The organism is Tahibacter harae (assembly GCF_024437735.1).
Lineage (GTDB): Bacteria > Pseudomonadota > Gammaproteobacteria > Xanthomonadales > Rhodanobacteraceae > Tahibacter > Tahibacter harae.
Genome location: NZ_JANFQO010000013.1, coordinates 86,978 through 112,760 on the forward strand (window position 1 = coordinate 86,978; position 25,783 = coordinate 112,760).

The window sequence follows — 25,783 nt, forward strand, 5'->3', positions numbered from 1 at the left end:
GATCCGATCCGAGCAATCCATCGAAACCTGTCCGGTCATTGGTCCGGGCGCGGCGATTTCCATTTGTTGCGCTTGCGTGCGACAGGCGGCGCGGCGGGGCCGCCGGCAGCGGCGAGACCGGTTCACCCACTTGCCCCGGGTTCGCGGTACATTCGGGCGGTCAGGCAAGGGGGGCTGAATGAGTTCACGGATCGCTCAGCTGTCGGTGATGGTGGTCGAAGACCACAGCTTCCAGCGCAGCATCGCGCTGCGCCTGCTGGCCGGACTGGGCGTGGAACGCGCCTACGAAGCCGCCCACGGCCGCGAAGCCCTGGACCGCCTGGAGCAGCTGCTGGAAAAGCCCGATGTCGCGCTGGTCGACCTGGATCTGCCCGAGATGGACGGCATAGAACTGATAGGGCATATCGCCAGCCGCCGCCTGGCCCGCGCCATCGTGGTGCTGTCGGCGCTGGATCCGGCCCTGCTGCACACGGTGCAGACCATGGCGCGTGCCTCTGGCCTGCGCGTGCTCGGCGCGATAGAAAAGCCGCTGACCGTGACCAAGCTGCAGGAAGTGCTGAGCCACTTCCACCACGAGCCCGAGGAAAGCGGCTATGTCATGCCGCTGGAATTCGAGCGCGACGAACTGATCGAGGCGATAGAGACCGAGCAGATCGAACCGTGGTTCCAGGCCCAGGTCGCCATCGCCAGCGGCCATGCAGTCGGCGTGGAGGCGCTGGCACGCTGGGTGCGCGGCGACCAGGTGCTGCAGCCGGCCCAGTTCCTGCACCAGATCGAGCGCGAAGGACTGATCGACGCGCTGACCGAAAGCATGCTGCGCAAATCCTGCCGCTGGCGCGCGCGCTGGGCCGTGGCCGGGCTGGACCTGCGCCTGTCGGTGAACGTGTCCATGCTCAATCTCGCCCGTGTGGACACCGCCGACCGCTACCAGCAGATCGTGCAGCAGGCCGGCGTACGCACCCGCGATGTGGTGCTGGAAGTCACCGAAGGCTCGGTCATGGGCGAGGCCGCCAGCGCGCTCAACGTGCTCGCGCGCCTGCGTCTGAAGGGCTTCGGCCTGGCCATCGACGATTTCGGCACCGGCTATTCCTCGCTGTCGCAGCTGTCGCGGATTCCCTTCACCGAACTGAAGATCGACCAGGGCTTCGTCACCGGCGCCGTGCGCCAGCCGCGCAAGCGCGCCGTGGTCGAGACCAGCCTGGAACTGGCGCGCAAGCTGGACCTGGGCACGGTCGCCGAAGGCGTGGAAACCGTCGACGACTGGCAGATGCTGGCCGAGCTGGGCTGCGACTACGCCCAGGGCTATCTGATCGGCTCCGCGGTATCCGGCGCCGCACTGATCGAGCAGGTGCGCCATTGGAGATCACCGCAGCTACAGGAATGAAGCCGGGCGTGTTCCGGCTCAGCATCCGCCAGCAGCTGCTCGGCCTGTTCGGCCTGCTGCTGTTCACCGGCGCCACCGTGCTGGTGCTGGATACGCTCAACGAGCGCGCCACCGTGCGCACCATGACCCAGCTGCGCGAGGATTCGCTGGCCGGCCTGCGCTACGTCAAGAACATTTCCGACGCCTACGGCCTGGACGTGGTCGATACCACCTTCCGCGTGCGCAACCACCTGATGGGCTGGGACCAGGGCGTGGAAGTGCTGGACCGCGCCGCGCTGACCATCCAGGAGAACTGGGACAAGCTGGCCAACACCCACCTCACCGAGGTGCAGCAGACCCTGCTCGACGACGTGCGGCGCCAGCGCGAGACCGCCGACCGCGCTGCGGCCAAGCTGCGCGCCATCCTGATCTCGCGCAAGATCGACGACCTGGGCGTGTTCGCCGATACCGAGCTGTACCCGGCCATAGATCCGGTCACCACGCGGCTGAAGTTCCTCTCGGAACTGAAGATGATCACGGCCAATGCCAACCTCGATGCCGATGCGCGGCGCACCTCGCGCATCAGCTACTGGCGCGTGGGCCTGAGCCTGCTTGCGTTCGCGATCGTGTTCGTTGCCGGCCGGCGCATCCTGCGCCACATCTACCGCGGCGTGGAAAAGCTGGTGCAGCTGGCCCATGCCACCCGCGCCGGCGACTACACCCGCGCGGTCGGCGAGTGGCCGCGCGGCGAGCTGGGCCAGGTCGCCCACGCCTTCGTCGACATGCGCGACGCGCTGGCGCGCAATGAGGTGGAGCTGCGCCATTCCGAGGCCCTGGCGACCGAGGCCAACCGCGCCAAGAGCGCCTTCCTCGCCGCGATGAGCCACGAGATACGCACGCCCATGATCGGCGTGGTCGGCATGCTGGAACTGCTGGGCCATACCGATCTCGACGCCGAGCAGCGCCGCTGCGTCACCGTGATAGAGACTTCGGCCCAGGCGCTGCTGCAGATCATCGGCGACATCCTGGACTTCTCCAAGATCGAGGCCGGCCGCCTGGACATCGCCAGCCGCGCCACCGACCTGCGCCTGCTGCTGGAACAGACCGTCAACAACTTCCTCGGCGTCGCTTCCTCGCGCGGCCTGTACCTGAGCCTGCGCATAGACCAGGACGTGGCGCCGGCGCACCTGGTCGATCCGCTGCGGCTGCGCCAGATCCTCTCCAACCTGATCTCCAACGCGCTGAAATTTACTCACAAGGGCGGCGTGCGCGTGGAGCTGGAACTGCTGATGCAGGACGAGAACGGCCAGACCCTGGCCCTGCGCGTGCACGACACCGGCATCGGCATAGGCCAGGAACAGCAGGACAAGCTGTTCACGCCCTTCGCCCAGGCCGAGGCCGGCATCGCGCGCAGCTACGGTGGCACCGGCCTGGGCCTGGCCATCAGCCAGCGCCTGGCCCAGGCCCTGGGCGGCGAGATCGGCCTGCGCAGCCAGCTCGGCGAAGGCACCTCGGTCAGCCTGGTGCTGACCTTGCCGGTGAGCACTGCCGAAGCCGTCGCCGCCGACGCACCGGCGCGCCCACAGGCAGCCGGACAGTGGCCGCAGCGCGCCGCGCCGGATGTGGAAACGGCGGAACGCGAACGCAGCCTGATCCTGCTGGTCGACGATCACCCCACTAACCGCGAAGTGATCTCGCGCCAATTGGCCAAGGCCGGCTACGCCTGCCTGACCGCGGCCGATGGCGAGGAAGGCCTGCAGGAATGGCGCAGCGGCCGCTATGCCCTGGTGCTGGCCGACATCCACATGCCGCGCATGGACGGCTATGCCATGGCCGCGGCCATACGCGCGACCGAGCAGCGCGAAGGCCGCGTGCGCACGCCGCTGATCGCGCTCACCGCCAACGTGACCAAGGGCGAGGCGGAACGCTGCCTGGCCGCCGGCATGGACGATTTCCTGGGCAAGCCGGTCAGCATAGGCCAGCTCGCCGCGCGCCTGCGCATCTGGTTGCCGCATGTGTCCTTCGCCGCGAACAGGGCGTTGCCGGCGGCGGTCGCCGTGGTGCCTGCGCCGGGTCGGACGGGACCGGTGGATGCCGGCGGCGCGGCACCGGCGGCTGCTCGCGGTGGCGCAACGGACGCGGCGGAGAACATCGCGTCCGCGGCCGATCGCGGCGCGGAGGCGGGCAGCGCTGCGGCCGTCGACGGCCGGACGGCTGCAGCAGCGAGCGGCCCGGCCTCGGCAGCGAGCGAGGCGGCCGCGGGAGATTTCCGCGCGGCCGCGGGAGAGGATGCTGGCGCGCCAGCCGTGGACGAGCCGGCCTTCGATCCGCGCGTACTGGCCGAAATCACCGGCGGCGACGCGGCCGAAGCCGGGCGTCTGCTGGACGAATTCATCGCCACCGCGGCCCAGGACACCGAGGCCCTGCAGGCCACCCTGCAGCGCGGCGACTGCGCCGGCGCCGCGCGCGAAGCGCACCGGCTCAAGGGCGCGGCGCGGCTGGTCGGCGCCAACGCGCTGGCGGCCGAGGCTGCAGCGCTGGAACAGGCGCTGCGTGGCGGCGGGGAGGCGGATACGCCTGATCTGGCCGGGCTGCACGCGGCGCTGGCGGCGCTGCGGCGCGGGCGCTAGTCGGGGATCTGGGCCTCAGCGTGGCGGCGCCGCTGCCTGCCGCTGCGCCGAAGGCGGGGCGCTGCGCTGGCGGAAACGGGCGCGCGGGTCCCGCCGGGCTATCCCGGCGTCGGCGCAACGGCTTCAAACGTCTGCGGATCGCGCGACTCGCGCCATTCCTGCAGGCCCATGACCGCCGCCAGCGCGAACCACCCTGCCAGCATGACCGGCTTTTCCAGCGCCGGCAGATCCGTCAGCAGATACAGCGGCAGGCCGGTCAGCCAGAGCAGGATCGCAACGCGGAACAACATCGACGTGGCATGCCGCGAGCGCAGCTCCACCGCGCAGTGCGGGCAGGACAGGCGTAGCCACGGCAGTCCGAAGCGGCGGCGCGGCGGATCGAACAGCCGGGTCAGCAGTTCGGCGCGGCTGAAATGCCCGCCGCAGGATGGACAGACGTGGAACCGGGCGTGCGCCATACGCGCCTCGCGGGCGTTCTGCGCCGCCGCCGCGGCGGCAGTGCGAGCTTCTTCGCAGACACAGACGGCGTCGGCCGTCGCAAGCGGCCTGCCGCAGGCGGCGCAGGCCAGGGCCGGGTTCACAGCGCCTCGGCGTCCATCTCGCCCGTGCGTATGCGCAGTACCTGGTCCAGCTGGTAGACGAAGATCTTGCCGTCGCCGATCTTGCCGGTGTTGGCCGACTGCATGATGGCCTCGACCACGCGGTCGCACATGTCGGCGCTGACCGCCACTTCCAGCTTGATCTTGGGCAGGAAATCGACCACGTACTCGGCGCCGCGGTAAAGCTCGGTATGCCCCTTCTGCCGGCCGAAGCCCTTGACCTCGGTCACGGTGATGCCTTGCACGCCGACTTCGGCCAGGGCCTCGCGCACATCATCGAGTTTGAACGGCTTGATGATGGCAGTGATCATTTTCATGGCAGTTCCGGCATGGACGAGGACGGCGGCAATATAGCCCAGGCCCAGCCTGCGGCGCCCGCGTTGCGGTGCGGGGTGGCGGAGCCCGGCGGTTGTGTGGCTGCTGCGGTTGGCGTTGGAACCCGGTTGCTGTGCGGCTGTTGCGGCCGGCAGTGGAACCCGGCCCTGTGGGGTTGTTGCGACGGGTGGTGGAGTCTGCTGCTGCGTGGCTGCTGTGGCCGGCAGCGGAATCCGGGCGCTGCATTTGTCTGCCGCACCCGGCGCGCCGGATGCGCAGATTTTTCCCCGCCATTCCAGCGGCTTGCATCTGCCGCAAGCGCAGCTAGGAAATTTCCTAGGGATCGCCCAGCGGAATCCTGAGGCCAAGCCCCCGGCCAGCGGCTACACTAGCTGCAGGTCGAAGGCCAGCCCGGCTCGCCGTCGACGCACCCGCCGGGCATGCCGCGCCGGGGCTGTACCTGTCGCTGCCAGGGATGCGCAGGGTTTTTCCGCTGGAGAAGTCGCAATGATCGATGCACGAACCCTAGACGAACTCGCGCGCCGTCTGGCCGAGCTGATTCCTCCCGGCGCCAGCGCCGCCGGCGCGGACATCGCCGACAACGTCAAGGACGCCCTGCGGGCCGGCCTGCGCAAGCTGGACCTGGTCACCCGCGAGGAATTCGATGTGCAGCGCTGCGTGCTGCTGCGCACCCGCGAGAAGGTCGAGGAACTGGAAACCCGCGTCGCGCAGCTGGAACAGCTGCTGCAGGCGCCACGGCATTGAGCCGCCGCGTTGCGGCCTAGGGCGGCTCAGCACCGGCGCGGATAGCGCGCCGGCTGCAGGCGAGCGTCACCGCAGCGAGGGACCGGCATCGCCGGTACCGGACACGAGCCAGTCAGGCCGGCCGCCGCCCGCGGCTGCGGCAACGTTTTGCCCCGAAGGGACGCAAGTCCCGGCAAGTCAGGAATCCGCTCGCCCAGCCTCGCTGGTCATGTGGAAACCGGCCACGGATGGCCACCCACTTTGCTTCGGTCTCGGTACCGCCGGTCCGGCTGCCCGCGCCACATCCGCCGCACCTTGGCCTGTGCAACATCCGCTGCACCTGCCGAACCTTTCCCGCGCGGTTCACGCCAGTGCTGTATGCAAGCGGCGGTTGCGCTCATCGGGCAAGAAGCAGCGACGGGGCGCAATCCGCGGCGGCAAACCCGGGGCCGCCCAGCCATGACGCCGTAAAAATACCGCCGCCAGTTCAACCAAGACGACGCCATAGGCTGGGATTGCCTGGACCGGCACCTGCAAACCGTCTACGGCACCCAGGAACCGCGCCATTACGCTCGCGCCCTGCGCTGGGCCCGGGGCGGCGACAATCCATTGGACGGCTGCAGCATCTACGACTGCCGCGAAGGCGGTGCCCTGCACCGGTATATCGTCAGCTACGGCATGTCCGCGTGTACTACGACGAAGACAGCGCCGGCGGTAAATACAGCGGCTGGGGCTTTGAATTCAGCATGCGCGTACTGCCCTTCGCCGGCGACCCGGCCGCCGGCGCCCACGCGCACGCGCCCCATTGGGGCCATGGCCGTGATGAAGAACCTCGCCTGTTACGTATCCAACAGCGGCAACGGGCTCGAGTCCTACCGCTTCATCTCCGCCAACGGCCCGGCACGCCTGCAAACCGACATCCGGATCACCGCCCTGGCCCTGGTGCCCGATCCGGCGCTGGGCACACGGGACACGCCGCACGACCGCGTGAGCTAGCTGCAACTGGCCGTACTGACCGATGCGGAATACGAGTGGCCGCGCGAGGATCCGACGGCGACGCGGACCGAGGCGCTGATTGCCCGGATGCGGGAGAAGAATCCGTGGCTGGTGACGGATCTGAAGCGGCAGGAATCCTTCGTCTGAGGATGCGTCGGGGGCTGCTCATGCAGCCCTTGCGCGATTGCCTGGAGTGCAGGACTTGTCGCCAAAGATGGCGGCGTCTGTCCTTCCGCTCCTTCTTTCAGTCCGGAAGCCAAGCGCGCAGGCAACCTGCGCGCGTAATACGACGACACCGTGGACGCGCGGATTGCCGGTCAGTCAGGTCGGCCAGCGCCGGCACAGCACCACCAGCTTGCTCGCATCTTGCAGTTGGTGAGCGACTGGGACCTCGACGGCACTACCAGAAATTTCCGATCTCCCATCCGGCAACGAACCCATGCGCCGTGCGCCGCCGCCGGGCCACCATCGCTCCATGAAGATCCCGGCGAGCAGCAGTTCCTCTCGGCACACGGCGCCATTGCGCGACTCTGCGCACAGGCCACGCCCATGAGCCTGGCCATAGTCCACTCCCGCGCCCAGGAAGGCGTAGCCGCGCCGCCGGTGACGGTGGAAGTGCATCTGTCCGGCGGCCTGCCCGGCACTTCCATCGTCGGTTTGCCGGAAACCGCGGTGAAGGAGGCGCGTGATCGTGTCCGCGTGGCGATACTCAATACGCGGCTGGAATATCCGGGCCGCCGTATCACGGTAAATCTCGCGCCGGCGGATCTGCCCAAGGACGGCGGGCGCTTCGATCTGCCGATTGCGCTGGGAATACTGGCGGCGTCGGGACATGTGCCGCGGCACGCCTTGTCGCAGTGCGAATTCATGGGCGAACTGGCGCTGTCGGGTGAGTTGCGTCCGGTCAGCGGCGTGTTGCCGGCCTTGCTGCAGGCGCAGCGGGCCGGGCGGCAGGCGGTAGTGCCGCGGGCGAACGCGGCCGAGGCGGCGCTGCTGGGATCGGCGGATGTGCGCGTGGCGGACAGCCTGCTGGAAGTCTGCGGCTTTCTGCGCGGCGCCGGCGAGCTGTCGCGGGCCACGCAGGACGATACGTGCGCCGCGCCGGCAGCGCCCGGCGGGCCGGATCTGGCCGATGTGCGCGGGCAGTCGCAGGCGCGTCGTGCGCTGGAGATCGCCGCCGCGGGCGCGCATCACCTGTTGCTGGTCGGCCCGCCGGGTACGGGCAAGACCATGCTGGCCAGCCGTCTGCCCGGTATCTTGCCGCCGCTGTCCGAGGGCGAGGCGCTGGAATCCTGCGCCGTGCGTTCGGTCGCAGGCCAGGGTGTGGATCTGGCGCGCTGGCGCCAGCGGCCGTTCCGCGCGCCGCATCACACCGCGTCGGCGGTGGCGCTGGTCGGCGGCGGTTCGATACCGCGGCCCGGCGAGATCAGCCTCGCCCATCACGGCGTGCTGTTTCTCGATGAACTGACCGAGTTCGACCGGCATGTGCTCGACGTGCTGCGCGAACCGCTGGAAACGGGGCGCATCCTGATTTCACGCGCCGCGCGGCAAGCGGAATTTCCGGCCAGCTTCCAGCTGGTCGCGGCGATGAATCCCTGTCCTTGCGGCTACGCCGGCGATCCGCGCGGCAATTGCGCCTGCACGCCGGACCAGGTGCAGCGCTACCGTTCGCGCGTGTCCGGGCCTTTGCTGGATCGCCTGGACCTGCAGCTGGAAGTGCCGCGCGTACCCATGTCCGAACTGCACGGCTCGGCGCCCTGCGGCGAATCCAGCGAAACCGTGGCGGCCCGCGTCGCCGCCGCGCGCGAGCGCCAATGGGCGCGCGCCAGCAAGACCAATGCAACGCTGGACAACAGCGAGGCCGAACGCGACTGCGCCCTCACGCGGCGCGATTGCGCGCTGCTGGAGCGGGCCGTGGATACGCTGGGACTGTCGGCGCGCGCCTACCACCGCCTGCTGCGCGTGGCGCGCACCATCGCCGATCTGGACGGCAGCGATGCGATCGCCTCGGTGCACCTGGCCGAGGCGATCCAGTACCGGCGGCTGGAGCGGCGCGAGTGAGTCCGCTGAAAACCCGCCGATCTGCGCGCCCGCCTCAGCGCTTTCCGGCCGCCTCGCAATTCACCCGCAGCTTGAGCGCCTTGGCAATATCCCGCCAATCGAACGCTCCCACCGCCTGGTCGTCATGCACGGCATAGAACACGCCGTCCGGGAAGCGTTTCGTGCCGGCCTGGTGCAGCCAGATGCCGTCGGTATTGGCCACGGTGGCGCCGGCGAAGGCGCCGAGGTGCTCCAGGCTATTGCGGTCGTAGACGTGGAACAGGGAGCGGTCCTTGAACTGGTCGGTGGCGATCCAGTAGCCGCTGCCGTCGCTGCATTGCCACAGGGTCAGGCCCTCGGCCTGGGCCCTGAACAGGCCCAGGCCTATGCTGCGGCCGCGGAAGCGACCATCGAGGTCGTATTCGCGCACGGCGGTGCCGGTGGCGGTGTCTTCCTCGGCGATCAGCAGGCGGTCGTGGGCGCTGTCGCCCCAGATCGATTCCGGGATGCGGATTGCGCCGGCTTCGCCGGTATCGCCGATGCTGCTGTCGAAACGGGCTTCAAGCCTGGTGCCGACGCTGACGCTGTAGCGGCGAACGCGCTTGTCCAGCTGGGCCAGCGGCGGCACCACGTCGTCGCCCTTGGCGTCCTTGCCGGCCATGTAGGCGTCGCTGATGAAGACGTCGAAGCGCTGCGGGCCCAGGCGGCGCAGCCAGATGCCGTACGGCTGCTGCAGTTCGTGCGGGCCGAAGGAGCCCAGCGGCTGGAATTCCGGCAGGCGCAGCACCTGCACGCGGCGGTTATCGCGCTCGACCACGAACACCAGGTCGTCGACGACGAAGATGCCGTTGGGACGGTCGAATTCGCCGGCGCCCTTGCCGGCCTTGCCGCGCACGCCCAGCGCGGCGCCGCTGTCGCCATCGTAGGTCATCAGCCGGCCCGTGGCCTTGGCGGTGGCCAGCAGCAGGGGCTTGCCGTCGGGGCTCATCCACAATGCGGGAGAGTCCACATTGTCCTGCGGCGTGGCCGGCGTGACGAAGGCTTCGCGCAGGCTGGCGTGGGCGATGCCGGCCGTGGCCAGCCGGGGTTCGGCCGCGGCCTGCTCGTCGGGTTCGCGCTCCACGGTCTGCCGGGTGGCACAGCCGCCGGCGAGGACGGCTGTCAGGCCCAGGACGAGCAGCGCGCGAAAGCGGGAAGAGAGCATGGGCGGTTTCCAGGTTGGCGGGAGACGGCGCTTCTAGCATGCCTTGATTGCGCATTCCTGGCGACTGCGTGACAGGGCGGCCGAAAACTCCCTGTCATCGCCGCGCCATGCAGCCTGATTAAAAAGCCGTGCTTTTCAGGGAGTGGACATGAAGAAGCACGTGCTTGCACTGGCCCTGCTGCAGGCCCTGTCCGGCTTCGCCGCCAGCGGCGCCGTCCTGGCCGGAGGCAGCGCCGAAGCGCAGCCGGATGCGGCGCCGGTCACGGAGCTGGACAAGGTCCTGGTCACCGGCGAGATCACCTATCGCGACCGCGCCGACGAGATCGCGCCGGTGCTGGCTTATGACCTGGAGTTCTTCCAGCGCTTCGAGCCGCGCACGGTCGGCGACATGCTCAAGCGCGTGCCCAGCGTGGCCTTCGTGTCCGACGTGCTGGAATACGACGGCGCGCGCCTGCGCGGCCTGGATCCGGGCTATACCCAGATCCTGATCAACGGCAAGAAAGTGCCGGGCGGCGGCGACGACCGTTCCTTCTTCGTCGACCGCATTCCGGCCGAAGTGGTCGAGCGCATCGAGATCGTGCGCAGCGCCAGCGCCAACCGTTCCGGCGATGCCGTCGCCGGCGCCATCAACATCGTGCTGCGCGACGCTTACGAATTCGACGGCGGCTATCTGCGCGCCGGCGTTTCGCATTTCGACGACGGCGAGAACAAGCCCACCGCCGCCGCCGTGGCCAGCGGCGAGTTCGCCGGCGGCCGGCTGCTGGCCGGCGTCAGCCACCAGGGCCGCTACAACCCCAAGAGCAAGCTCAGCCTGCGCTATGACGAACCGCGCGGCGCGTTCGACAACCGCGAGGACCAGAGCGATGTGCGCGACGGCACCGACGATTCGCTCAACCTGTCCTATGCGCGCGAGATCGGCGCGGGCAAGCTGAACCTGTCCGGCCTGTACGTGCGCACCGACCGCAGCGAGACTGAGCACTCGCTGGAATACAACGATCGCCGCAGCACTGCGCGCGACAACCTGCTGTCGCTCAACGACCAGGTCGCCGCTATCCGCCAGCACAATATCGCGGTCAAGGGCGACTACCGCATCGACCACGCCGACGGCGCCCGGACCGCGCTGGATTTCAGCTACGCGCGCATGAAGGACGCCACGCGCGATGTCGAACAGGAAATCGGCTACGACGATGAAGATACGCCGCCGTCCTTCGACGAGTCCGAAGGCGCGCTGCAGCTGTCGCGCCTGCGCGACAGCGAACGCGGCATAAGCCTCTCGCACGCTCGCAGCGCCGGCGCGGCGCGCATGGAGTTCGGTCTGGACTACAGCGACAAGCGGCGCGATTTCCGCCTGGACCTGAGCGAAGTCGACACCGATGAGGAAGGCGCGCCGCTGCCGCCCTACGTCGAGTTCGATACCAGCGCCAGCCGCATCAGGGAGCGTCGTGCCGACCCTTATCTGATGTTCTCGGGCAAGGGCCGGGCCCTGTCCTGGGAAGCCGGCCTGCGCTACGAGACCACGCGCAGCGAAGTCGGTGCCGGCGGCGAGCGCCACACGCGCGACTACAAGCTGCCGCTGCCCTCGGCGCATCTGCGCTGGGACCTCGGCGATGCGGACCGCCTGAGCTTCTCGGTCGCGCGCACCGTGCGCCGGCCCAACTTCAACTACCTGCTGCCGGTGCTGCTGGAAGGCGAATACGGCGACAACGATTTCGTCGGCAATCCGCGCCTGAGCCTGGAAAAGGCCTGGGGCGTGGATCTGGGCTTCGAGCACCGCCTGGGCAGGCACGGCGTGGTCGGCGTCAATCTGTTCTACCGCGACGTGACCGACCTCATCGAGATCAGCAACACCGGCGCCGCCAGCGCCACCGCGCTGGAGGATTTCGAGGACGAGGTTGCCGAATTCCTGGAGGAAAATCCCGGCGCCACCCCGGCCACGCCGGGCTATCCGGTGCTGGATCCGGACAGCTTCGTCTACACCGCGTCCAACGTCGGCGACGGTCAGGTCTACGGCGTGGAGTTCGACCTGTCCACGCCGCTGACCGCGCTGAACCTGCCCGACACCGGCGTATTCCTCAACTATTCCTGGCTGGACAGCCGTGTGCGCGACACGCTGGGCCGGCGCCGCTTCAACGACCAGGCGCGTTCGGTGCTCAATGTGGGCTTCATCCAGGATCTGCCCGGACTGCAGGCCAGTTTCGGCGTGAGCTACCGGCGCCAGGGCCAGGCGCTGTCGCGGGTGCTGGCCGAGGAAGTGGAGACCCGCTACGGCGCCGATCTCGAAACCTTCATCGAAAAGCGTTTCGGCACGCAGTGGTCGGTGCGCCTGACCGGCACCAACCTGCTGGACGCGTCCAAGGACGAATATTTCCACAAGTTCGACACGCTGGACGATCAGCTCGGCCGCGACTACGACGAATACGAAATCGAGCGCGAAAAGGCCGGCCCGGTCTACCAGCTGGTCGCGCGCTACGCCTGGTAAATCCGGCGCTGGCGGCGGATGCGGCCGGGCGAGCCGCGTCCGCGCCGCGCCGTTGCCGCCGGCGGGCCGGGCGTGCGTAGAATCGCCGCACCGATTCGACCGCAGGCAGCGATGGGCGACCCCACAGCGAACGGCACCGACTCCGGCGGCAGCCTGCGCGCGCTGCTGCAGGCAATCGGCGCCGACAGTTTCCAGGCTGCCACGCTGGCCGTGGTGGTGGACACGCAGGGCTCTACCTACCGCAAGCCCGGTGCGCTGATCCTGCTGGCGCGCGCGCAGCGCCGCGGCTGGCTCTCCGGCGGCTGCCTGGAGGCCGAGCTGGAGCAGGCCGCGGCCGAAGTCGCCGCCCAGGGCCGCGCGCGCCATCTCACCTTCGACACGCGCAGCGACGACGATCTGGTATTCGGCTCGGCCTCGGGCTGCCGCGGCATCGTCGAACTGATGCTGCTGCCGCTGACGGCGCAGGCGCCGTTGCGCCAGGCCCTGTGCGCGCTGGCTCTGCGCGGGCCGCTGGATCTGCAGCTGGATACGGCAGGCGGCGGCATGGCCGCTATCGGCGCGCAGCGATGGGCATGGCCGGGCGCCATGCCTGCGCCGCCGCGCTGGCGGCTGCGGCTGCGCGCACCGCCGCGGCTGCTGCTGCTGGGCGCCGGGCCGGAATCCGTGCCGCTGCTGCGCCTGGCCCGGCTGCTGGGCTGGCAGAGCGAACTGGTCGAGCAGCGCGCCCGCTGGGCCGCCGCCGCCGCTGCCGCGGACAGCCACCACGACCTGCCGGCCGGCGCACTGGCGCCGCTGCTGGCCGCGGGCGCGTTCGACGCGGCGCTGGTGATGAGCCATCACTATTCGCGCGATCTGGACGCGCTACGGCTTTGTGCACAAAGCGATATTCCATGGATAGGCCTGCTCGGGCCGCCGGCGCGGCGCGACGCCCTGCTGGGCGAATTGGACGAACTCAGCCGCGCCCGGCTGCGGCCGCGCCTGCAGGCGCCGGTGGGGCTGCGCCTGGGCGGCGAAGGGCCCGAGGCCATCGCCCTGTCCATCGTTGCGGCGCTGCAAAGCCACATCGCCGGCGGCACGCCATGAGCAACCACGGCGCGGTCGTGCTCGCGGCCGGCGCCTCGCGCCGGCTGGGCCGGCCCAAGCAGTTAGTGCAGGTCGACGGCGAATCGCTGCTGCGGCGCAGCCTGCGCTGCGTGCTGGCGACGGCGCCGCGCGATACCGTCGTGGTGCTGGGCCACGCGGCGCAGGAACTGGCCGCGCATATCGCCGATCTGCCGGCGCGCTGCGTGCTGGGCGCGCAGTGGCAGCAGGGCATGGGCCATTCGCTGCGCCAGGGCGTGGCGCAACTCGCGCCCGGCTGCGATGGTGTGCTGGTTGTGCTGTGCGACCAGCCGGCGCTGGACGAGGCACATCTCCAGGCCCTGCTGCGCGCCTGGCAGGCGAACCCGCGCCAGGCCGCCGCGACCGGCTACGCGCAGACCTTGGGCGTGCCCGTGCTGCTGCCGCGCGGCTGGCTGCGGGATGCCGCGCTGGACGGCGACCGCGGCGCGCGCGATCTGCTGCGCGCCCGGGCGGCGCAGGTGCAGGTAGTGGAGAATGCGGCATTGGCGCGCGATGTCGATGTGCCGGGCGATCTCGCCGACGGCTGAGTCCGTCATCCGTATTTGTCGTTTTCCGTTGCGTCTGCGGCTTTGTCATACAAAATCTGCGCTGGCCCTGACCAAAGTAATACGACTTTTGTCCTATTCATCGGGCCGCCGCGCGACGGGATAATGCTTACCAACCAATCGGTCAGTTGCAGTCTCTGTGGTCCCTATCCCGCTGGCATCCGCACCTGAAATCGCCGAGAGATCGGCGCTCACGCGGATCCTGGCCGAAGCCGAGATGCTGTTCGCGCAGCGTGGCTTCGACGGGGTTTCGATCAACGAAGTCGCCCTGGCCGCCGGTGTGTGCAAGGCGAATGTCTTTCATCATTTCGCGACCAAGCAGGATCTGTACGAGCGCGTACTCGCCCAGGCCTGCGATGCGTTCGGACGTTCGCTCAATGCACTGGAATTGAAGGAGCAGGATCTCGCGACGCGCCTGCGCCGCCTGGTGGAATGGCATAACGCCTTCCTGTACCAGCGGCCGCACGGCACCCGCCTGATACTGCGCGAGCTGACCGGTTCGCCGACGGTGCTGGAACGCAATCCCGTGTTCGAGCTGGTGCGGCGCAACTTTGATCGTGTGGTGGCGCTGCTGGCCGAGGTTTCGGATCAGATGCGCGAAGGAATCAGCCCGGCCCTGGTGGCCAAGGTGGTGCTTTCGCTCAACCTGTTCGGATTCCAGACCGAGCGTCTGAATGAGAAACTGGCGGTGGCCGGTTCACTGGCGACGCGGCCCGAACTGCAACAGCAATTGCTGGATCTGCTGCTGCACGGGATCGAGGCGCCGAACCATCCGCCCTAAACAACGCGGCGCACGGACGCCCGCCACAGGACTCCCTGGTCCGGTCCGTCCGTGCTCCTCCCTGCCCTCCGTTGCCAGGTGGCCGGGTCAGGGAAACTGAAAAAACGGCGATTTTTTCGCTGCTGTACTTGAAGACGCGAAACGTGTCCTCACCTAGGCAACAACCGGGTTCCCCGCCTGCCCCGGTACCGGCTGACTCCCTCCTCCCCCCCCCGATCACCGGTACCGGGCCAGGCACCTTCCTCGCCACGCCAGGCGGCGCGTATCGCGCCGCCTGGCGTCGGATGACCTTCTCTCCCGTTTTCGCAGCAGTGCCGGCTGCGCCTGCGTCGTTTGCGCGGGAATCCGCGCAGCTCTCGCTTCACGCTCCCGTCAGGTACGGCCCCATTCGATACTCGTGATCCGTGCCTGGCCGTGTTCGCGCGCCACGGTGACGATGACGGCTTCATGAAAACCGGCGCCGTTGAGGGATACATAGACCAAAGCCAGTTCGCCGCCTTCCAGATCCACTATTTCGCTGTCCGACGACATGGGCAGCACGTCGATTTCCTCGTTCTCGACCGCTTCCTCGCCGTCCCGTCCCGCCTCGATCAGCTGCTCGTATTCCCGGCGCAGCTCATCCGCGGACAGATCCCGCAGCGATTCGCCCAGCAGGGCCGTGGCGCCGTCGAAATCACCGTCAACCAGATGCTCGACGAAGCATTGCCCGGTCTCCGCAGCGAGATCCACGTCGGCGAGGTTGACTTCGACGGCGATTTCCTCGTTTTCCCCGTCATCGCCTTCGGGCGGCGGCATGCCGGACACCGAGGCCCACATTTCGTTGAAGGACTTGTGCAGTGCATCCTCGCTGCCGGCCTCTTCCACCATGCGCTCGTAGAGCTGTTGCGCTGCATCTTCCAGCTCGTCGGGAATGCCGGCCGCCTGCCGGCGGTATTGCTCGGCAAGATGCGTGGCCGCGCCTTCATAGTCTCCGCGGACGGCTTCCAGCGCCTGACAGGCCGCGGCAGGGTCGCCGTTCTCGCTCAGCTGGATACCGCGCAGATAGGCCCAGTACGATTCGTAGTGCAGTTCCAGCGCAATGTCGTACAGAAGCACCACGTCGTTGCCGGAGCGGCGCTGCAGCAGCGCGTAAATCTCGTTCGCGGCGGCCCTGCGGTCTTCCGGTGTGATCGCCACGCTTTCGCCGCCGGATGCCTGCGCCGCCGCCTGCGCATGGGCCGGCGAAAGCTGCGCGGCGATCTGCAGCAATGCCCGGCTGCGCTGCTGCCGCACCGCCAGCCGGGCGGCGTCGAAATTGCCCGCTGCCGCCAGCCGCCGGGCTTTCGCCGCGATCACCCGGGCCGCGCTTTCTGCGAGTTCGTGATTTTCCAAGATCCTTCCTCCCCTGCGGTCGGCCGGATTTCCGGCGGGCCGCTGTCGATACAGTCCACCCAGGCTTGCAGCAGGGGATTCTATCGGCCGAGCGCGCCGGGACGGATCGCGCTGCGGATCCGGATGCGAGCGGAACAAAAAAGCCCGGCACAAGGCCGGGCTCGGAGTGCTGCGCTTGCGCGCGGTGATGAGCGGTGGATCAGAAGGTCAGGCGCGGGCCGACCAGGAACGACTTGTCGTTCTCTGCCACGCGCGCCTCGGCGACGAGGCCGAAGACCGGCGTGAACTTGTACTGGCCGGAGACGCCGAGCGAGGCATTGCTGTCGGTGTGGTCCAGCTTCTCATAGCCGACCCAGGCCGCGCCTTCAAACTTGGGCGTCAGGGCCGAGCGCACGCCGACACGGGCGCCGTAGCCGTCCAGATCCAGCGTGGTGTTCTTGAGGTAGGAAACGTCGGTGAACAGGTCGGTGCGGTCGCTGATCGGCGTGTGGTAGCCCAGGCCCAGGTACCAGGACTTCAGATCCTTGGCCAGCGGCGCATCGACGTTGAGCTTGTTCCAGCCGGCGATGACGTTGAAATTGGCGCCGAGTTCGCCGGAGCCGCGGATGGCGACGCCGTCGGTGTTGTCGGCATTGTCGGGGTTGACATGCACGTAATCCGCTTCGAGCCAGTTGTAGCTCAGATCAGACGCCTGCGCAGCAGCGAACGGCAGGGCCAGCAGACCAGCAAGGACGAGGGCAGTACGCTTCATTGTTGTATTCCTGTTTGGCTTTCCAAACGGCAGATCGCCGTGGCCAGCAACCTATGGGGCATCGGCGCGAAACCAAGGCAGGCGTACGGCTGTGTTTACGGCGGATTCATCACACTGAACCGCTCGCTGAAATTTAGAGCGATCCTTCAAATCCGAACTGGCGCCATGCCTCGTAGGCAACCACGGCGACCGCGTTGGAGAGATTCAGGCTGCGGTTGTCCGGCCGCATCGGCAGGCGCAGGCAGTGCTGCGGCGGCAGCGCATCGAGCAGTTGCTGCGGCAGGCCGCGCGTTTCCGAACCGAACAGCACCGCGTCGCCGCGTTCGAAGCGCACGGCGTAGGGACTCGTCGTGCCGCGGGTGGAGAGCGCATATACGCGCGCCGGAGCGACCTTGCTCAGGAATGCGGCGTAGTCGTCGTGCAGCTGCAGGCGGGTGTATTCGTGATAGTCCAGGCCCGCGCGGCGCAGGCGCGCATCGTCCAGCTCGAAACCGAGCGGACGGATCAGGTGCAGCGCCGCGCCGGTATTGGCGCAGAGCCGGATCACGTTGCCGGTGTTGGGCGGAATTTCCGGCTGGTGCAGGACGACATGCAGCATCGCGGGATTATCACCAGCGCGGCGAAAGCGCGCCAGCTGACAGTTTCTGCAACCCCGCTGCGTCCTCTGGCACATACGCCGCACGCCGCGGCTCTTTCCCAGGAACTGCCATGTACAAGACCTTGCTGCTGCTCGCCCTGTGTGCGGCCGGGCTGCCCGCGCTGGCGCAGCCGCCGGCAGCCGATGCCGCCACCCTCAAGCGCGGCCGCGAGCTGCTGTTCACCAGCGGCTGCCATGACTGCCATACGCCAGGCTTTGCCATGGCCGGCGGCACGGCGCCGGAATCGGTCTGGCTGATCGGCGACAAGCTGGGGTGGAACGGACCCTGGGGCACCAGCTATGCGACCAATCTGCGCCTGCGCCTCAACGACATGAGCCTGGTCGAATGGCGCGCCTTCGCCAAGGCGATGAAGGCGCGCCCGCCGATGCCGTACTGGGCGCTCAACCAGATGGCGGAGAGCGATCTGGACGCGATCTGGCTGGTGGTGAAATCGCTGGGCAAGGCCGGCGAAGCCGCGCCCGCCGCGCTGCCGCCGGGCGTGGAGCCGCAGGGACCGGCCGTACGTTTTCCGGCACCGCCGCCGGCCATGGCCGCGGCGCGCTGAGTCACCAGGGCAGTTCCTCGTCCTCGCTGCCGAAGAAGCGGCCGCTGCCTTCGGCGTCCAGGCGCAGGATGCGCTCCAGCAGCGCGCTCACCGCGCCTTCCACGTCCAGGGTCGCGTTCGGCCCGCCCATGTCGGTCTGCACCCAGCCGGGGTGGAAACTGGCCACGCGGATGCCGCGCGGTGCGAGTTCCGCGGCGAGCAGGCGCGTGGCCATGTTCAGCGCGGCCTTGCTCATGGCATAGCTGGGACTGCGGAACACTTCCGCGCGGGCGATCGAACCCATCACGCTGGAAATGTTGGCCACACGCGCGGCCGCCGCATTGGCCAGCAGCGCGGCGCAGGCCTGGGTCAGCAGCAGCGGGCCGCTGGCGTTGACGGCAAAGCTCGCGGCGAGGTTTTTCGCCTCGACGGCGCCGAAACGCTCGCCGCCGACCAGCAGGCCGGCGTTGTTGACCAGAAGATCCAGCCTGTCGGCGACCAGGCCGGCCTCGCCGACGAAGGCGGCGATGGAGCGCTCGCTGGTCACGTCCAGCGGCATCACATGCAGATGGCCGGGATGCGCGCCGGCCAGGCCGGTCAGGCGCAGGCCCTGGCCGGTGTCGCGGCAGGCGGCAATGACGCGCCAGCCGCGTTGCAATAATTGCTGCACCATTTCCAGGCCCAGGCCGCGGTTGGCTCCACTGACGATGGCGACAGGCATGGGCGGCTCCGCTGCGATGGCCGCTCCATGCTGCGGCAGCCGCGCCGGCCTGGCAACCGCGGCCGTGCGGCGGTGAACTGTCGTACATGCCTTGCGGTCATGGCCGGGCAATTGCCACTGGCGGCGCGGCTGGTTAGCCTGCCGCCTCGCCGCACCATTGCCCTGGAGTGATACATGCGCAAGACGCTCGCCTTCGCGGCCGTCGCCCTGTTCGCCGCCGGCCGCAGCTTCGCCGCCGCGGCCGATGCCATCGACATCCCGTACGAGAAATTCCAACTGGCCAACGGCCTCACCGTCGTCGTGCACGAGGACCGCAAGGCGCCCGTGGTCGCGGTCGGCGTGTGGTACCACGTCGGCTCCAAGGACGAGCGTCCCGGCAAGACCGGCTTCGCCCACCTGTTCGAGCACCTGATGTTCCAGGGTTCGGAAAACCACAAGGACGAGTTCTTCAAGCCGCTGGAGCTGGTCGGCGCCACCGACAGCAACGGCACCACCAATCCGGACCGCACCAATTACTACGAGACCGTGCCGACCACGGCGCTGGACATGGCGCTGTGGCTGGAATCCGACCGCATGGGCCACCTGCTCGGCGCGATCGACCAGAAGCTGCTGGACGAGCAGCGCGGCGTGGTGCAGAACGAAAAGCGCCAGGGCGACAACGAACCCTACGGCCTGACTTACGAACACGTCTTCCGCGCCAGCTATCCCGAAGGCCATCCCTACCGCTGGGAAACCATAGGCTCGATGGAAGACCTCAATGCGGCCACGCTGGACGACGTCAAGCAATGGTTCCGCGACTACTACGGCGCGGCCAACACCACCCTGGTGCTGGCCGGCGACATCGACGTCGCCACGGCCAAGGAAAAAGTGCAGAAATACTTCGGCGCGATCGCATCCGGCCCGCCGGTGGCGCGGCGCGAGGCCTGGGTGGCCGCGCGCACCGAATCTACCCGCGACGTGATGCAGGACCGCGTCGCCCAGGTGCGCATCCTGCGCCACTGGAATGTGCCGCAGCGCGGTACCGAGGACCTGACCCGGCTGCAGCTGGCCGCGGCCGTGCTTGGCGGCGGCAAGACCTCGCGCCTGTACGAACGCCTGATCTACCGCGAGCAGCTGGCCGACTCGGTCAGCGTGGGCGTGGATGCGATGGAGCTGTCCAGCCTGTTCGGGCTGGAAGTCGATGTGAAGGCCGGCGTGGATCCGGCACGGGTGGAGCAGGTCATCGCCGAGGAATGGCAGCGCTTCCTCGACAAGGGCCCGACCGAGGATGAACTCAAGCGCGTCAAGACCAGCGCGCTGGCCGGCATGGTGCGCAGCCTGGAAAAGGTCGGCGGCGGCGGCAAGGCGCGCGTGCTGGCCGAAGGCCAGGTGTTCAACGGCGATCCGGCCTCGTACAAGAAGGGCCTGGCGCGCATGGACGCGGCCACGCTGGCCGATGTGCACAATGCGGCAAAAGCCTGGATCGCACGCGGCGACTACACCCTGATCGTGGAACCCTTCCCCGAATTCAACACCAGCGCCGACACGGTGGATCGCAGCAAGGGTCCGCCCACGGTCGACCGCTTCCCGGACCTGAGCTTCCCCGCGATCGAGCGCGGCAAGCTGCGCAACGGCATCGAAGTGGTGCTGGCGCGGCGCAGCTCCCTGCCGGTGGTGCAGCTGAGCATGCAGTTCGACGGCGGCTACGCCTCCGACCAGGGCCGCAAGCTGGGCACGGCATCGTTCACCATGTCCATGCTCGACGAGGGCACGAAAACGCTGGACACGCTGCAAATCGCGCGGCGCCAGGAAGAGCTGGGCGTGGGCATCTACGCCGGCGCCAGCCTGGACGTGGCGGCGGTGTCGATGAATGCGCTCAAGGCCGAACTCAAGCCTTCGCTGGCGCTCTACGCCGACATCGTGCGCAACCCGGCCTTCGGCGCCAAGGACATGGAGCGCGTGCGCGGCCTGTGGCTGTCGAGCATCGCGCAGGAACGCACCCAGCCCACCTCGATCGCGATGCGCCTGCTGCCGCCGCTGGTCTACGGCCAGGGCCATCCCTATGCCATCCCGCTGACCGGCACCGGCACGCTGGAATCGGTCAAGGCGCTGACGGCGCAGGATCTGGCCGACTACCACCGCGATTTCATACGCCCCGACAACGCCCGCATCCTGGTCGCCGGCGACACCACGCTGGCGGAAATCACGCGCGAGCTGGACGCCGTATTCGGCGACTGGAAGGCGCCGTCCGCGCCGCTGCGCAAGCCCGAGATCGCCCAGGTCGCGCCGCCGGCCAAGCCGCGCGTATTCCTGATGGACCGCCCGGGTGCGCAGCAGTCGCTGATCCTCGCCGGCGCGCTGGCGCCGTCCTCGCGCGCGCCGAACTATCTGGAAATCAGCACCATGAACACGGTGTTGGGCGGCAATTTCACCTCGCGCCTGAACATGAACCTGCGCGAGGACAAGCACTGGGCCTACGGCGCCTACAGCCTGCTGCAGGCCGCCGAAGGCCAGCGCATGTTGATGCTGTACGCGCCGGTGCAGACCGACAAGACCGCCGAATCCGTGGCCGAACTGGTCAAGGAAGTGCGCGAGATCAATGGCGCCCGGCCGATCACGCGCGAGGAGATCGAGCGCGTGCGCAGCAACGAGGTGCGCGAGCTGCCGGGCCGCTTCGAGACCATAGGCGCGGTATTGGGCGCGGTCATCGACATCGTGCGCTACAACCGTCCCGACGACTACGTGCAGACCTACAAGGCGCGCGTCGAAGGCCAGAAGGACGATGCCATCCGCGCCGCTGCGCGCGAGGTGATCAAGCCCGACGGTATGACCTGGGTCGTGGTCGGCGATGTGGCCAAGATCGAGGCCGGCATGCGTGCGCTGAACCTGGGCGAAGTCAAGGTGGTCGACGCCGACGGCAAGCCGTTGCGCTGAGAGCCGGGATTGGTGATTCGGGATTCGGGATTGAGAACGGAGGCGGGACATCCCGGATCCTCGATCCCGGATCCCGGCTGTTCAGAGCTTTCTCAGCTTGCGGCGGCGACGCTGCGGCAGTCATGCCGCGCGTCCCGCCGCGGCTGCCGACAGGGAACCCCGCCATGAAGAAAATCCTGCTGCCTGTTTCCGCCCTCGCGCTGCTCGCCGGCTGCACCTGGGTCAAGCTCGACGATGCCGGCTCGCGCGTGCGTGTGGCCTACGACGGCCGCGTCGGCGGCTGCGAGCGGGTCGGCGAGGTCAGCGTCTCGGTCAAGGACCGCGTAGGCCTGTACGAGCGCAATGGCCTCAAGGTCAAGGACGAACTGGAAACCCTGGCGCGCAACGAAGCCGCCGGCATGCCCGCCGACACCCTGGTGGCAAAAGGCGAGCCGCACAACGGTGCGCAGGCCTTCGACGCCTACCGCTGCGGCGCCGGTCCGCGCGGCGCGGCGCGGGAAAATCCGCCGCCCGCGCCGCCGGCGCGCGGCGGCGAAGCCGAGACCTTTCCGGTACGTTGAAAAACCCGCCCGTTTTCCGGCGGCGGCCGTGCCGCCGCCGGAAGCGCTGCATCAGTCGGTGCAGTGCGGCATGGTGTCCGGCAGGCTGAGGCGCTCCAGGTTCAACGCCACCGGCGCGCTGCCGGGCCTGGTCAGCTGGGCCGTGCCGCGGGTGCAGCCCAGGCGGATCCTGAGCGCCAGCGCATCCCGCGTGATGACCACCGCGGCCGGATCGTAGTTGTCGCCGAACACCGGGCCGCGCACCGTGACCATGAAGATGTCGCGTTCCGTGGCGAGGTTGCCGTCGACCACCGCGCTGGCCCAGCCGACGAAGTCGCTGCTGCCCGGCGCGCCGTAGTACATGATCAGGCTGCGATTGTCGCCCAGTTCCTCGACGTGGAAGCCCGAGCCCGCATGGGCCGGGTCGAACCAGGAGCCGCTGGCCTGTACCGGCGCCGGGCCGCTGTCGCCGCAGCCCAGGCCCTTGAGCGCGGTGATGCGGCTGAGCTTGACCGTCTTGCGGCCCCAGCCGTCCGGGCCTTCCCAGCGCAGTTCGCCGTTGTTGCAGTCGCTGAAGCCGATCCAGAAGCGGCCCCAGTTCGTTGCCTCAGGCGTCAGCGGGCCGCCGTCGGGGCGGCTGGGCCGGTAGGCCGCCTGCTCGAAGGCGATGCCGCCGGGCACGACACGGCCTTCGCCGAGTATCCAGGCCTGCGGCGGCGTCTGGCCCTGCGGCGGGAAAGTGAAGAAATAAACAATGGCGCGGTTGTCGGGAAGTATCTCCAGCATGATGCCTTCGCCGTTGCGCGACGGATCGAACCAGCTGCCGCTGAAGCGCGCGTCCACCAGTACGGGTTCGCTGCGCGGCGGCACCTTGGCGTCGAAGGAGGTCGGCTCGAAGTCCGGGTCGAAGCGGCACTCGCCATCGCCGCTGACACTCAGGCAGCCCTGCTGCAGCAGGGCCACGGTCGGCTTGGCGCCGCCGTCCTTCCAGCGCCGCAGCGCCTCCCAGGCGACCAGGCCCTCGCGTTCGGAGAAGCCGCAGTGGCTGGGCTCGGCCTCGCGCACCACGCTGCTGACCAGCTGCGCCGGCGGCGTGAGCTGGCGCAGCACGTACTGGTGCTGCGGCACGACCAGCTCGTCGCCGCTGGTATGCACCGAAAGGATCTTGGCCGAGCCCACGTCGCCGCGGTAATTGGAATGCCAGTTGAACTCGACCTGCGCCGCCGGCTGCGGCGTCACGCGGCGTATGCGCGCGTCGAGATCGGCGTCGGCGTAGGCCGCGCCGATGTTGCCGAAGGGATTGCGCCCGCCCATCTTGTCCGCCGCGCGCAGCACGTCGCTCATGACAAAGGTGGAATAGGCGATGTTGGTGAGCAGGAATTTCTCGTCGCGGATGCCGGTGATCGCCTGCAGCCGCGCCAGGCGCGAGCGCATGCCGTTGGTGCGTATGCTCTGCGGCAGGGTGATGCCGGTGCAGACGGTCACGTTGAGCAGGGCGCTGCGCACGTCCGGATCGAATTCCAGGTTGTCCAGGTCGTCCGGGATGTCGTCCATGTTGTAGGCCCAGGGATAGGGCTCCGCGCCGGTCTTGAGCTGGCCGTGGTCGATGTCGGCGCAGACCACGTCATAGGCCAGGCGCACATCCAGGCCGCTGTCCCAGGCGCGCGAGGCGGCCACTGGTGGGCACAGCGCCAGGGCGCCCTTGATCAGGGGGTTGAGATCGCGGTCCTCGGTGAGCTTGAGCGCGATCAGCCCGCCCATGGAGCCGCCGAAGGGCACCAGCTCGCCCGGTGCGCCGACGCGGGCGCGGAAGATCTGCAGCAGCTCCTTGTTCTCGTCCACCGCGCGCAGCAGCGACCAGCCGCGCGAACTGAAGCCCGACGCCGCAATGGCATAGCCCTGCTGCAGCGCGATGTCGCGCAGCGGGCCCAGGCCGGGATCGGTGTCGGGCGAAAAATTGAGACCGTGCTGATACAGCACCAGCGCACCGCCCGGCTGCCAGCCGTCGGGCACGGCGATCTTGTAATAGGCGCCGGAGGCGGCCTGGCCCTCGATCTCCTGCACCGCCGCCGCGGCCTGGACCAGACCGCAGGCCAGCAGGCCGCCGAGCAGGACGCGCATTCCCATGTTCATAGGCTTTCTCCCTAGAGCTGCAACGGACGCCGAACTTATCCGGCCCAGTCTGAACCCGGCGTTGAGCCGGCTTCGCTGCCGGTCCACGCAGGCGGCGTGCCAGCCTGCATACTCGCAGGTTCGCGCGGGCCTGGCTCCAAGCCCTTGTTGTAAAAACGTTTTGTTAACGAGAAATTGATCCGGACGAGAGCCGCACCGGGCAGTCCGCACTGCACGGCGGCCGCCGCGGCGTGCAGAGTGCAGGGCCGCCCGGCCTGTTTCCTGGCCGTCACATCGGTTGCGGGCCAGGGACTTAGCCTATAGCCTTCGCGGTCACCCCATTGCGGCACCTCACCAAATGCTCTTCAAGCACGTCGCCATCGCCAGCGTTGCTCATATCGACGCGCCGGTCCGCCTGACCTCGGCCGAACTCAACGAGCGGCTGAAACCGACGATCGAGCGGCTGGGCATCCGCGACAACGTGCTGGAAGACATCGCCGGCATCCGCGCCCGGCGCATCTGGGCCAAGGACACCATGCCGTCGGAAGCCGCCACCGCCGCGGCGCAGAAGGCGCTGGCCGAGTCGGGCGTGCCGCACGAGAAGATCGGCATTCTGATCAACACCTCGGTCTGCCGGGATTACCTGGAACCGTCCACCGCCAGCATCATCCACGGCAACCTGGGCCTGGCCGACACCTGCCAGAATTTCGATGTCGGCAATGCCTGTCTGGCCTTCCTCAACGGCATGGACATCGCCGCGCGCATGATCGAGCGCGGCGACATCGAATACGCCCTGATCGTCGACGGCGAAACCTCGAACCTGATCACCGAGAAGACCATCGAGCGCATGCTCTCGCCGGATATCGAGGAAAAGGAGTTCCGCAGCGAATTCGCCTCGCTGACCCTGGGCTCGGGCGCCGCCGCCATGGTCATGGGCCGTGCCGAGCTGCTGCCGGAAGGCCACCAGTTCCTGGGTTCGGTCACGCGCGCGGCGACGGAATTCTCGCACCTGTGCCGCGGCAACCTGGACCGCATGATCACCGACACGCGCAGCCTGCTGGTCGAAGGCCTCAAGCTCGCCGGCAAGACTTTCCAGGCCGCCCGTGCCGCGCTGGGCTGGGCCATCGATGAACTCGACGAATTCGTGATCCACCAGATCAGCCGCGTCCACACCGAGGAATTCTGCCGCCTGCTCGGCATCGATCCGAAGAAGGTCCACGCCATCTTCCCCGAGCACGGCAACATCGGTCCGGCCTCGGTGCCCATCGTGCTGTCCAAGCTGCGCGAGATGGGCCGGCTGCAGAAGGGCAAGCGTGTCGCCCTGCTCGGCATAGGCTCGGGCCTGAACTGCTCGATGGCCGAAGTCGTCTGGTAAG

At 68.5% G+C, this 25,783-nt stretch carries 21 protein-coding genes; 13 read left to right on the top strand and 8 right to left on the bottom strand.

The window, feature by feature from the left end:
• Positions 1-178 precede the first annotated feature (178 nt).
• Entirely contained in the window at positions 179-1,384 is a 1,206-nt protein-coding gene (locus NM961_RS14620; RefSeq protein WP_255915141.1) for an EAL domain-containing response regulator, read from the top strand.
• Complete coding sequence (locus NM961_RS14625; RefSeq protein ID WP_255915142.1) at positions 1,381-3,993, top strand: ATP-binding protein; 2,613 nt, start codon at positions 1,381-1,383, stop codon at positions 3,991-3,993. Before NM961_RS14620 ends, NM961_RS14625 begins: the two co-directional genes overlap by 4 nt.
• A 98-nt stretch (positions 3,994-4,091) precedes the next feature.
• Here NM961_RS14625 and NM961_RS14630 read toward each other — a convergent pair whose 3' ends face one another.
• Both NM961_RS14630 and NM961_RS14635 read right to left on the bottom strand, forming a co-directional pair.
• Positions 4,092-4,451 carry a phage terminase large subunit family protein gene (locus NM961_RS14630; protein WP_255915143.1) on the bottom strand — a complete coding sequence of 120 codons (360 nt, stop codon included), beginning with the start codon at positions 4,449-4,451 and terminating at the stop codon, positions 4,092-4,094.
• Positions 4,452-4,570: 119 nt separating this feature from the next.
• Positions 4,571-4,909, bottom strand: coding sequence for a P-II family nitrogen regulator (locus NM961_RS14635; protein WP_255915144.1), 339 nt, complete (start codon positions 4,907-4,909; stop codon positions 4,571-4,573).
• 505 nt (positions 4,910-5,414) lie between these two features.
• On the opposite strand from NM961_RS14635, the gene ubiK reads away from it, so the two are divergent.
• The 3 genes from ubiK (at position 5,415) to NM961_RS14650 (ending at position 8,708) form a co-directional block, all read left to right on the top strand.
• On the top strand, positions 5,415-5,672 hold the full coding sequence (ubiK, locus tag NM961_RS14640) for a ubiquinone biosynthesis accessory factor UbiK (protein WP_255915145.1): 258 nt from the start codon (positions 5,415-5,417) through the stop codon (positions 5,670-5,672).
• 588 nt (positions 5,673-6,260) lie between these two features.
• Positions 6,261-6,647, top strand: coding sequence for a suppressor of fused domain protein (locus NM961_RS14645; RefSeq protein ID WP_255915146.1), 387 nt, complete (start codon positions 6,261-6,263; stop codon positions 6,645-6,647).
• Between the two features lie 549 nt (positions 6,648-7,196).
• Complete coding sequence (locus tag NM961_RS14650) at positions 7,197-8,708, top strand: YifB family Mg chelatase-like AAA ATPase (protein WP_255915147.1); 1,512 nt, start codon at positions 7,197-7,199, stop codon at positions 8,706-8,708.
• 34 nt (positions 8,709-8,742) lie between these two features.
• On the opposite strand, the gene NM961_RS14655 is transcribed toward NM961_RS14650, so the two are convergent.
• Positions 8,743-9,891 (bottom strand): phytase, encoded by a 1,149-nt coding sequence (locus NM961_RS14655; protein WP_255915148.1) that lies wholly within the window; start codon positions 9,889-9,891, stop codon positions 8,743-8,745.
• 148 nt (positions 9,892-10,039) lie between these two features.
• On the opposite strand from NM961_RS14655, the gene NM961_RS14660 reads away from it, so the two are divergent.
• The 4 genes from NM961_RS14660 to NM961_RS14675 all read left to right on the top strand — a co-directional run bounded on the left by NM961_RS14660 (position 10,040) and on the right by NM961_RS14675 (position 14,818).
• Positions 10,040-12,370: a TonB-dependent receptor plug domain-containing protein gene (locus tag NM961_RS14660; RefSeq protein WP_255915149.1), complete on the top strand. Its 2,331-nt coding sequence runs from the start codon at positions 10,040-10,042 to the stop codon at positions 12,368-12,370.
• A 111-nt stretch (positions 12,371-12,481) separates the two neighbouring features.
• A complete protein-coding gene (locus tag NM961_RS14665) occupies positions 12,482-13,453 on the top strand; it encodes an XdhC family protein (RefSeq protein ID WP_255915150.1) in 972 nt (323 codons plus the stop codon).
• On the top strand, positions 13,450-14,019 hold the full coding sequence (locus tag NM961_RS14670; protein WP_255915151.1) for a nucleotidyltransferase family protein: 570 nt from the start codon (positions 13,450-13,452) through the stop codon (positions 14,017-14,019). Before NM961_RS14665 ends, NM961_RS14670 begins: the two co-directional genes overlap by 4 nt.
• A gap of 157 nt (positions 14,020-14,176) precedes the next feature.
• Positions 14,177-14,818: a TetR/AcrR family transcriptional regulator gene (locus tag NM961_RS14675; protein ID WP_255915152.1), complete on the top strand. Its 642-nt coding sequence runs from the start codon at positions 14,177-14,179 to the stop codon at positions 14,816-14,818.
• Between the two features lie 372 nt (positions 14,819-15,190).
• Here the strand turns inward: NM961_RS14675 and NM961_RS14680 are convergent, their stop codons facing one another.
• From NM961_RS14680 to trmL, 3 genes are all read right to left on the bottom strand, one after another.
• Positions 15,191-16,189 carry a hypothetical protein gene (locus NM961_RS14680; protein ID WP_255915153.1) on the bottom strand — a complete coding sequence of 333 codons (999 nt, stop codon included), beginning with the start codon at positions 16,187-16,189 and terminating at the stop codon, positions 15,191-15,193.
• Between the two features lie 199 nt (positions 16,190-16,388).
• Entirely contained in the window at positions 16,389-16,940 is a 552-nt protein-coding gene (locus NM961_RS14685; protein ID WP_255915154.1) for a hypothetical protein, read from the bottom strand.
• A gap of 133 nt (positions 16,941-17,073) precedes the next feature.
• On the bottom strand, positions 17,074-17,538 hold the full coding sequence (gene trmL, locus NM961_RS14690) for a tRNA (uridine(34)/cytosine(34)/5-carboxymethylaminomethyluridine(34)-2'-O)-methyltransferase TrmL (protein WP_255915155.1): 465 nt from the start codon (positions 17,536-17,538) through the stop codon (positions 17,074-17,076).
• A gap of 110 nt (positions 17,539-17,648) precedes the next feature.
• Between trmL and NM961_RS14695 the strand changes: the two genes are divergently transcribed.
• Positions 17,649-18,143: a cytochrome C gene (locus NM961_RS14695; RefSeq protein ID WP_255915156.1), complete on the top strand. Its 495-nt coding sequence runs from the start codon at positions 17,649-17,651 to the stop codon at positions 18,141-18,143.
• A 1-nt stretch (position 18,144) separates the two neighbouring features.
• On the opposite strand, the gene NM961_RS14700 is transcribed toward NM961_RS14695, so the two are convergent.
• Positions 18,145-18,843 carry an SDR family oxidoreductase gene (locus NM961_RS14700; RefSeq protein WP_255915157.1) on the bottom strand — a complete coding sequence of 233 codons (699 nt, stop codon included), beginning with the start codon at positions 18,841-18,843 and terminating at the stop codon, positions 18,145-18,147.
• A 174-nt stretch (positions 18,844-19,017) separates the two neighbouring features.
• Here NM961_RS14700 and NM961_RS14705 point away from each other — a divergent pair, with 174 nt between their 5' ends.
• Both NM961_RS14705 and NM961_RS14710 read left to right on the top strand, forming a co-directional pair.
• The gene (locus tag NM961_RS14705; protein ID WP_255915158.1) at positions 19,018-21,756 is read left to right on the top strand and encodes a M16 family metallopeptidase; all 2,739 of its coding nucleotides are present in this window, start codon (positions 19,018-19,020) and stop codon (positions 21,754-21,756) included.
• Between the two features lie 164 nt (positions 21,757-21,920).
• The gene (locus tag NM961_RS14710; RefSeq protein WP_255915159.1) at positions 21,921-22,316 is read left to right on the top strand and encodes a DUF4156 domain-containing protein; all 396 of its coding nucleotides are present in this window, start codon (positions 21,921-21,923) and stop codon (positions 22,314-22,316) included.
• 51 nt (positions 22,317-22,367) lie between these two features.
• Here the strand turns inward: NM961_RS14710 and NM961_RS14715 are convergent, their stop codons facing one another.
• The gene (locus tag NM961_RS14715) at positions 22,368-24,428 is read right to left on the bottom strand and encodes a hypothetical protein (RefSeq protein WP_255915160.1); all 2,061 of its coding nucleotides are present in this window, start codon (positions 24,426-24,428) and stop codon (positions 22,368-22,370) included.
• Between the two features lie 337 nt (positions 24,429-24,765).
• Between NM961_RS14715 and NM961_RS14720 the strand changes: the two genes are divergently transcribed.
• Complete coding sequence (locus NM961_RS14720; RefSeq protein WP_255915161.1) at positions 24,766-25,782, top strand: 3-oxoacyl-ACP synthase III; 1,017 nt, start codon at positions 24,766-24,768, stop codon at positions 25,780-25,782.
• Position 25,783 lies beyond the last annotated feature (1 nt).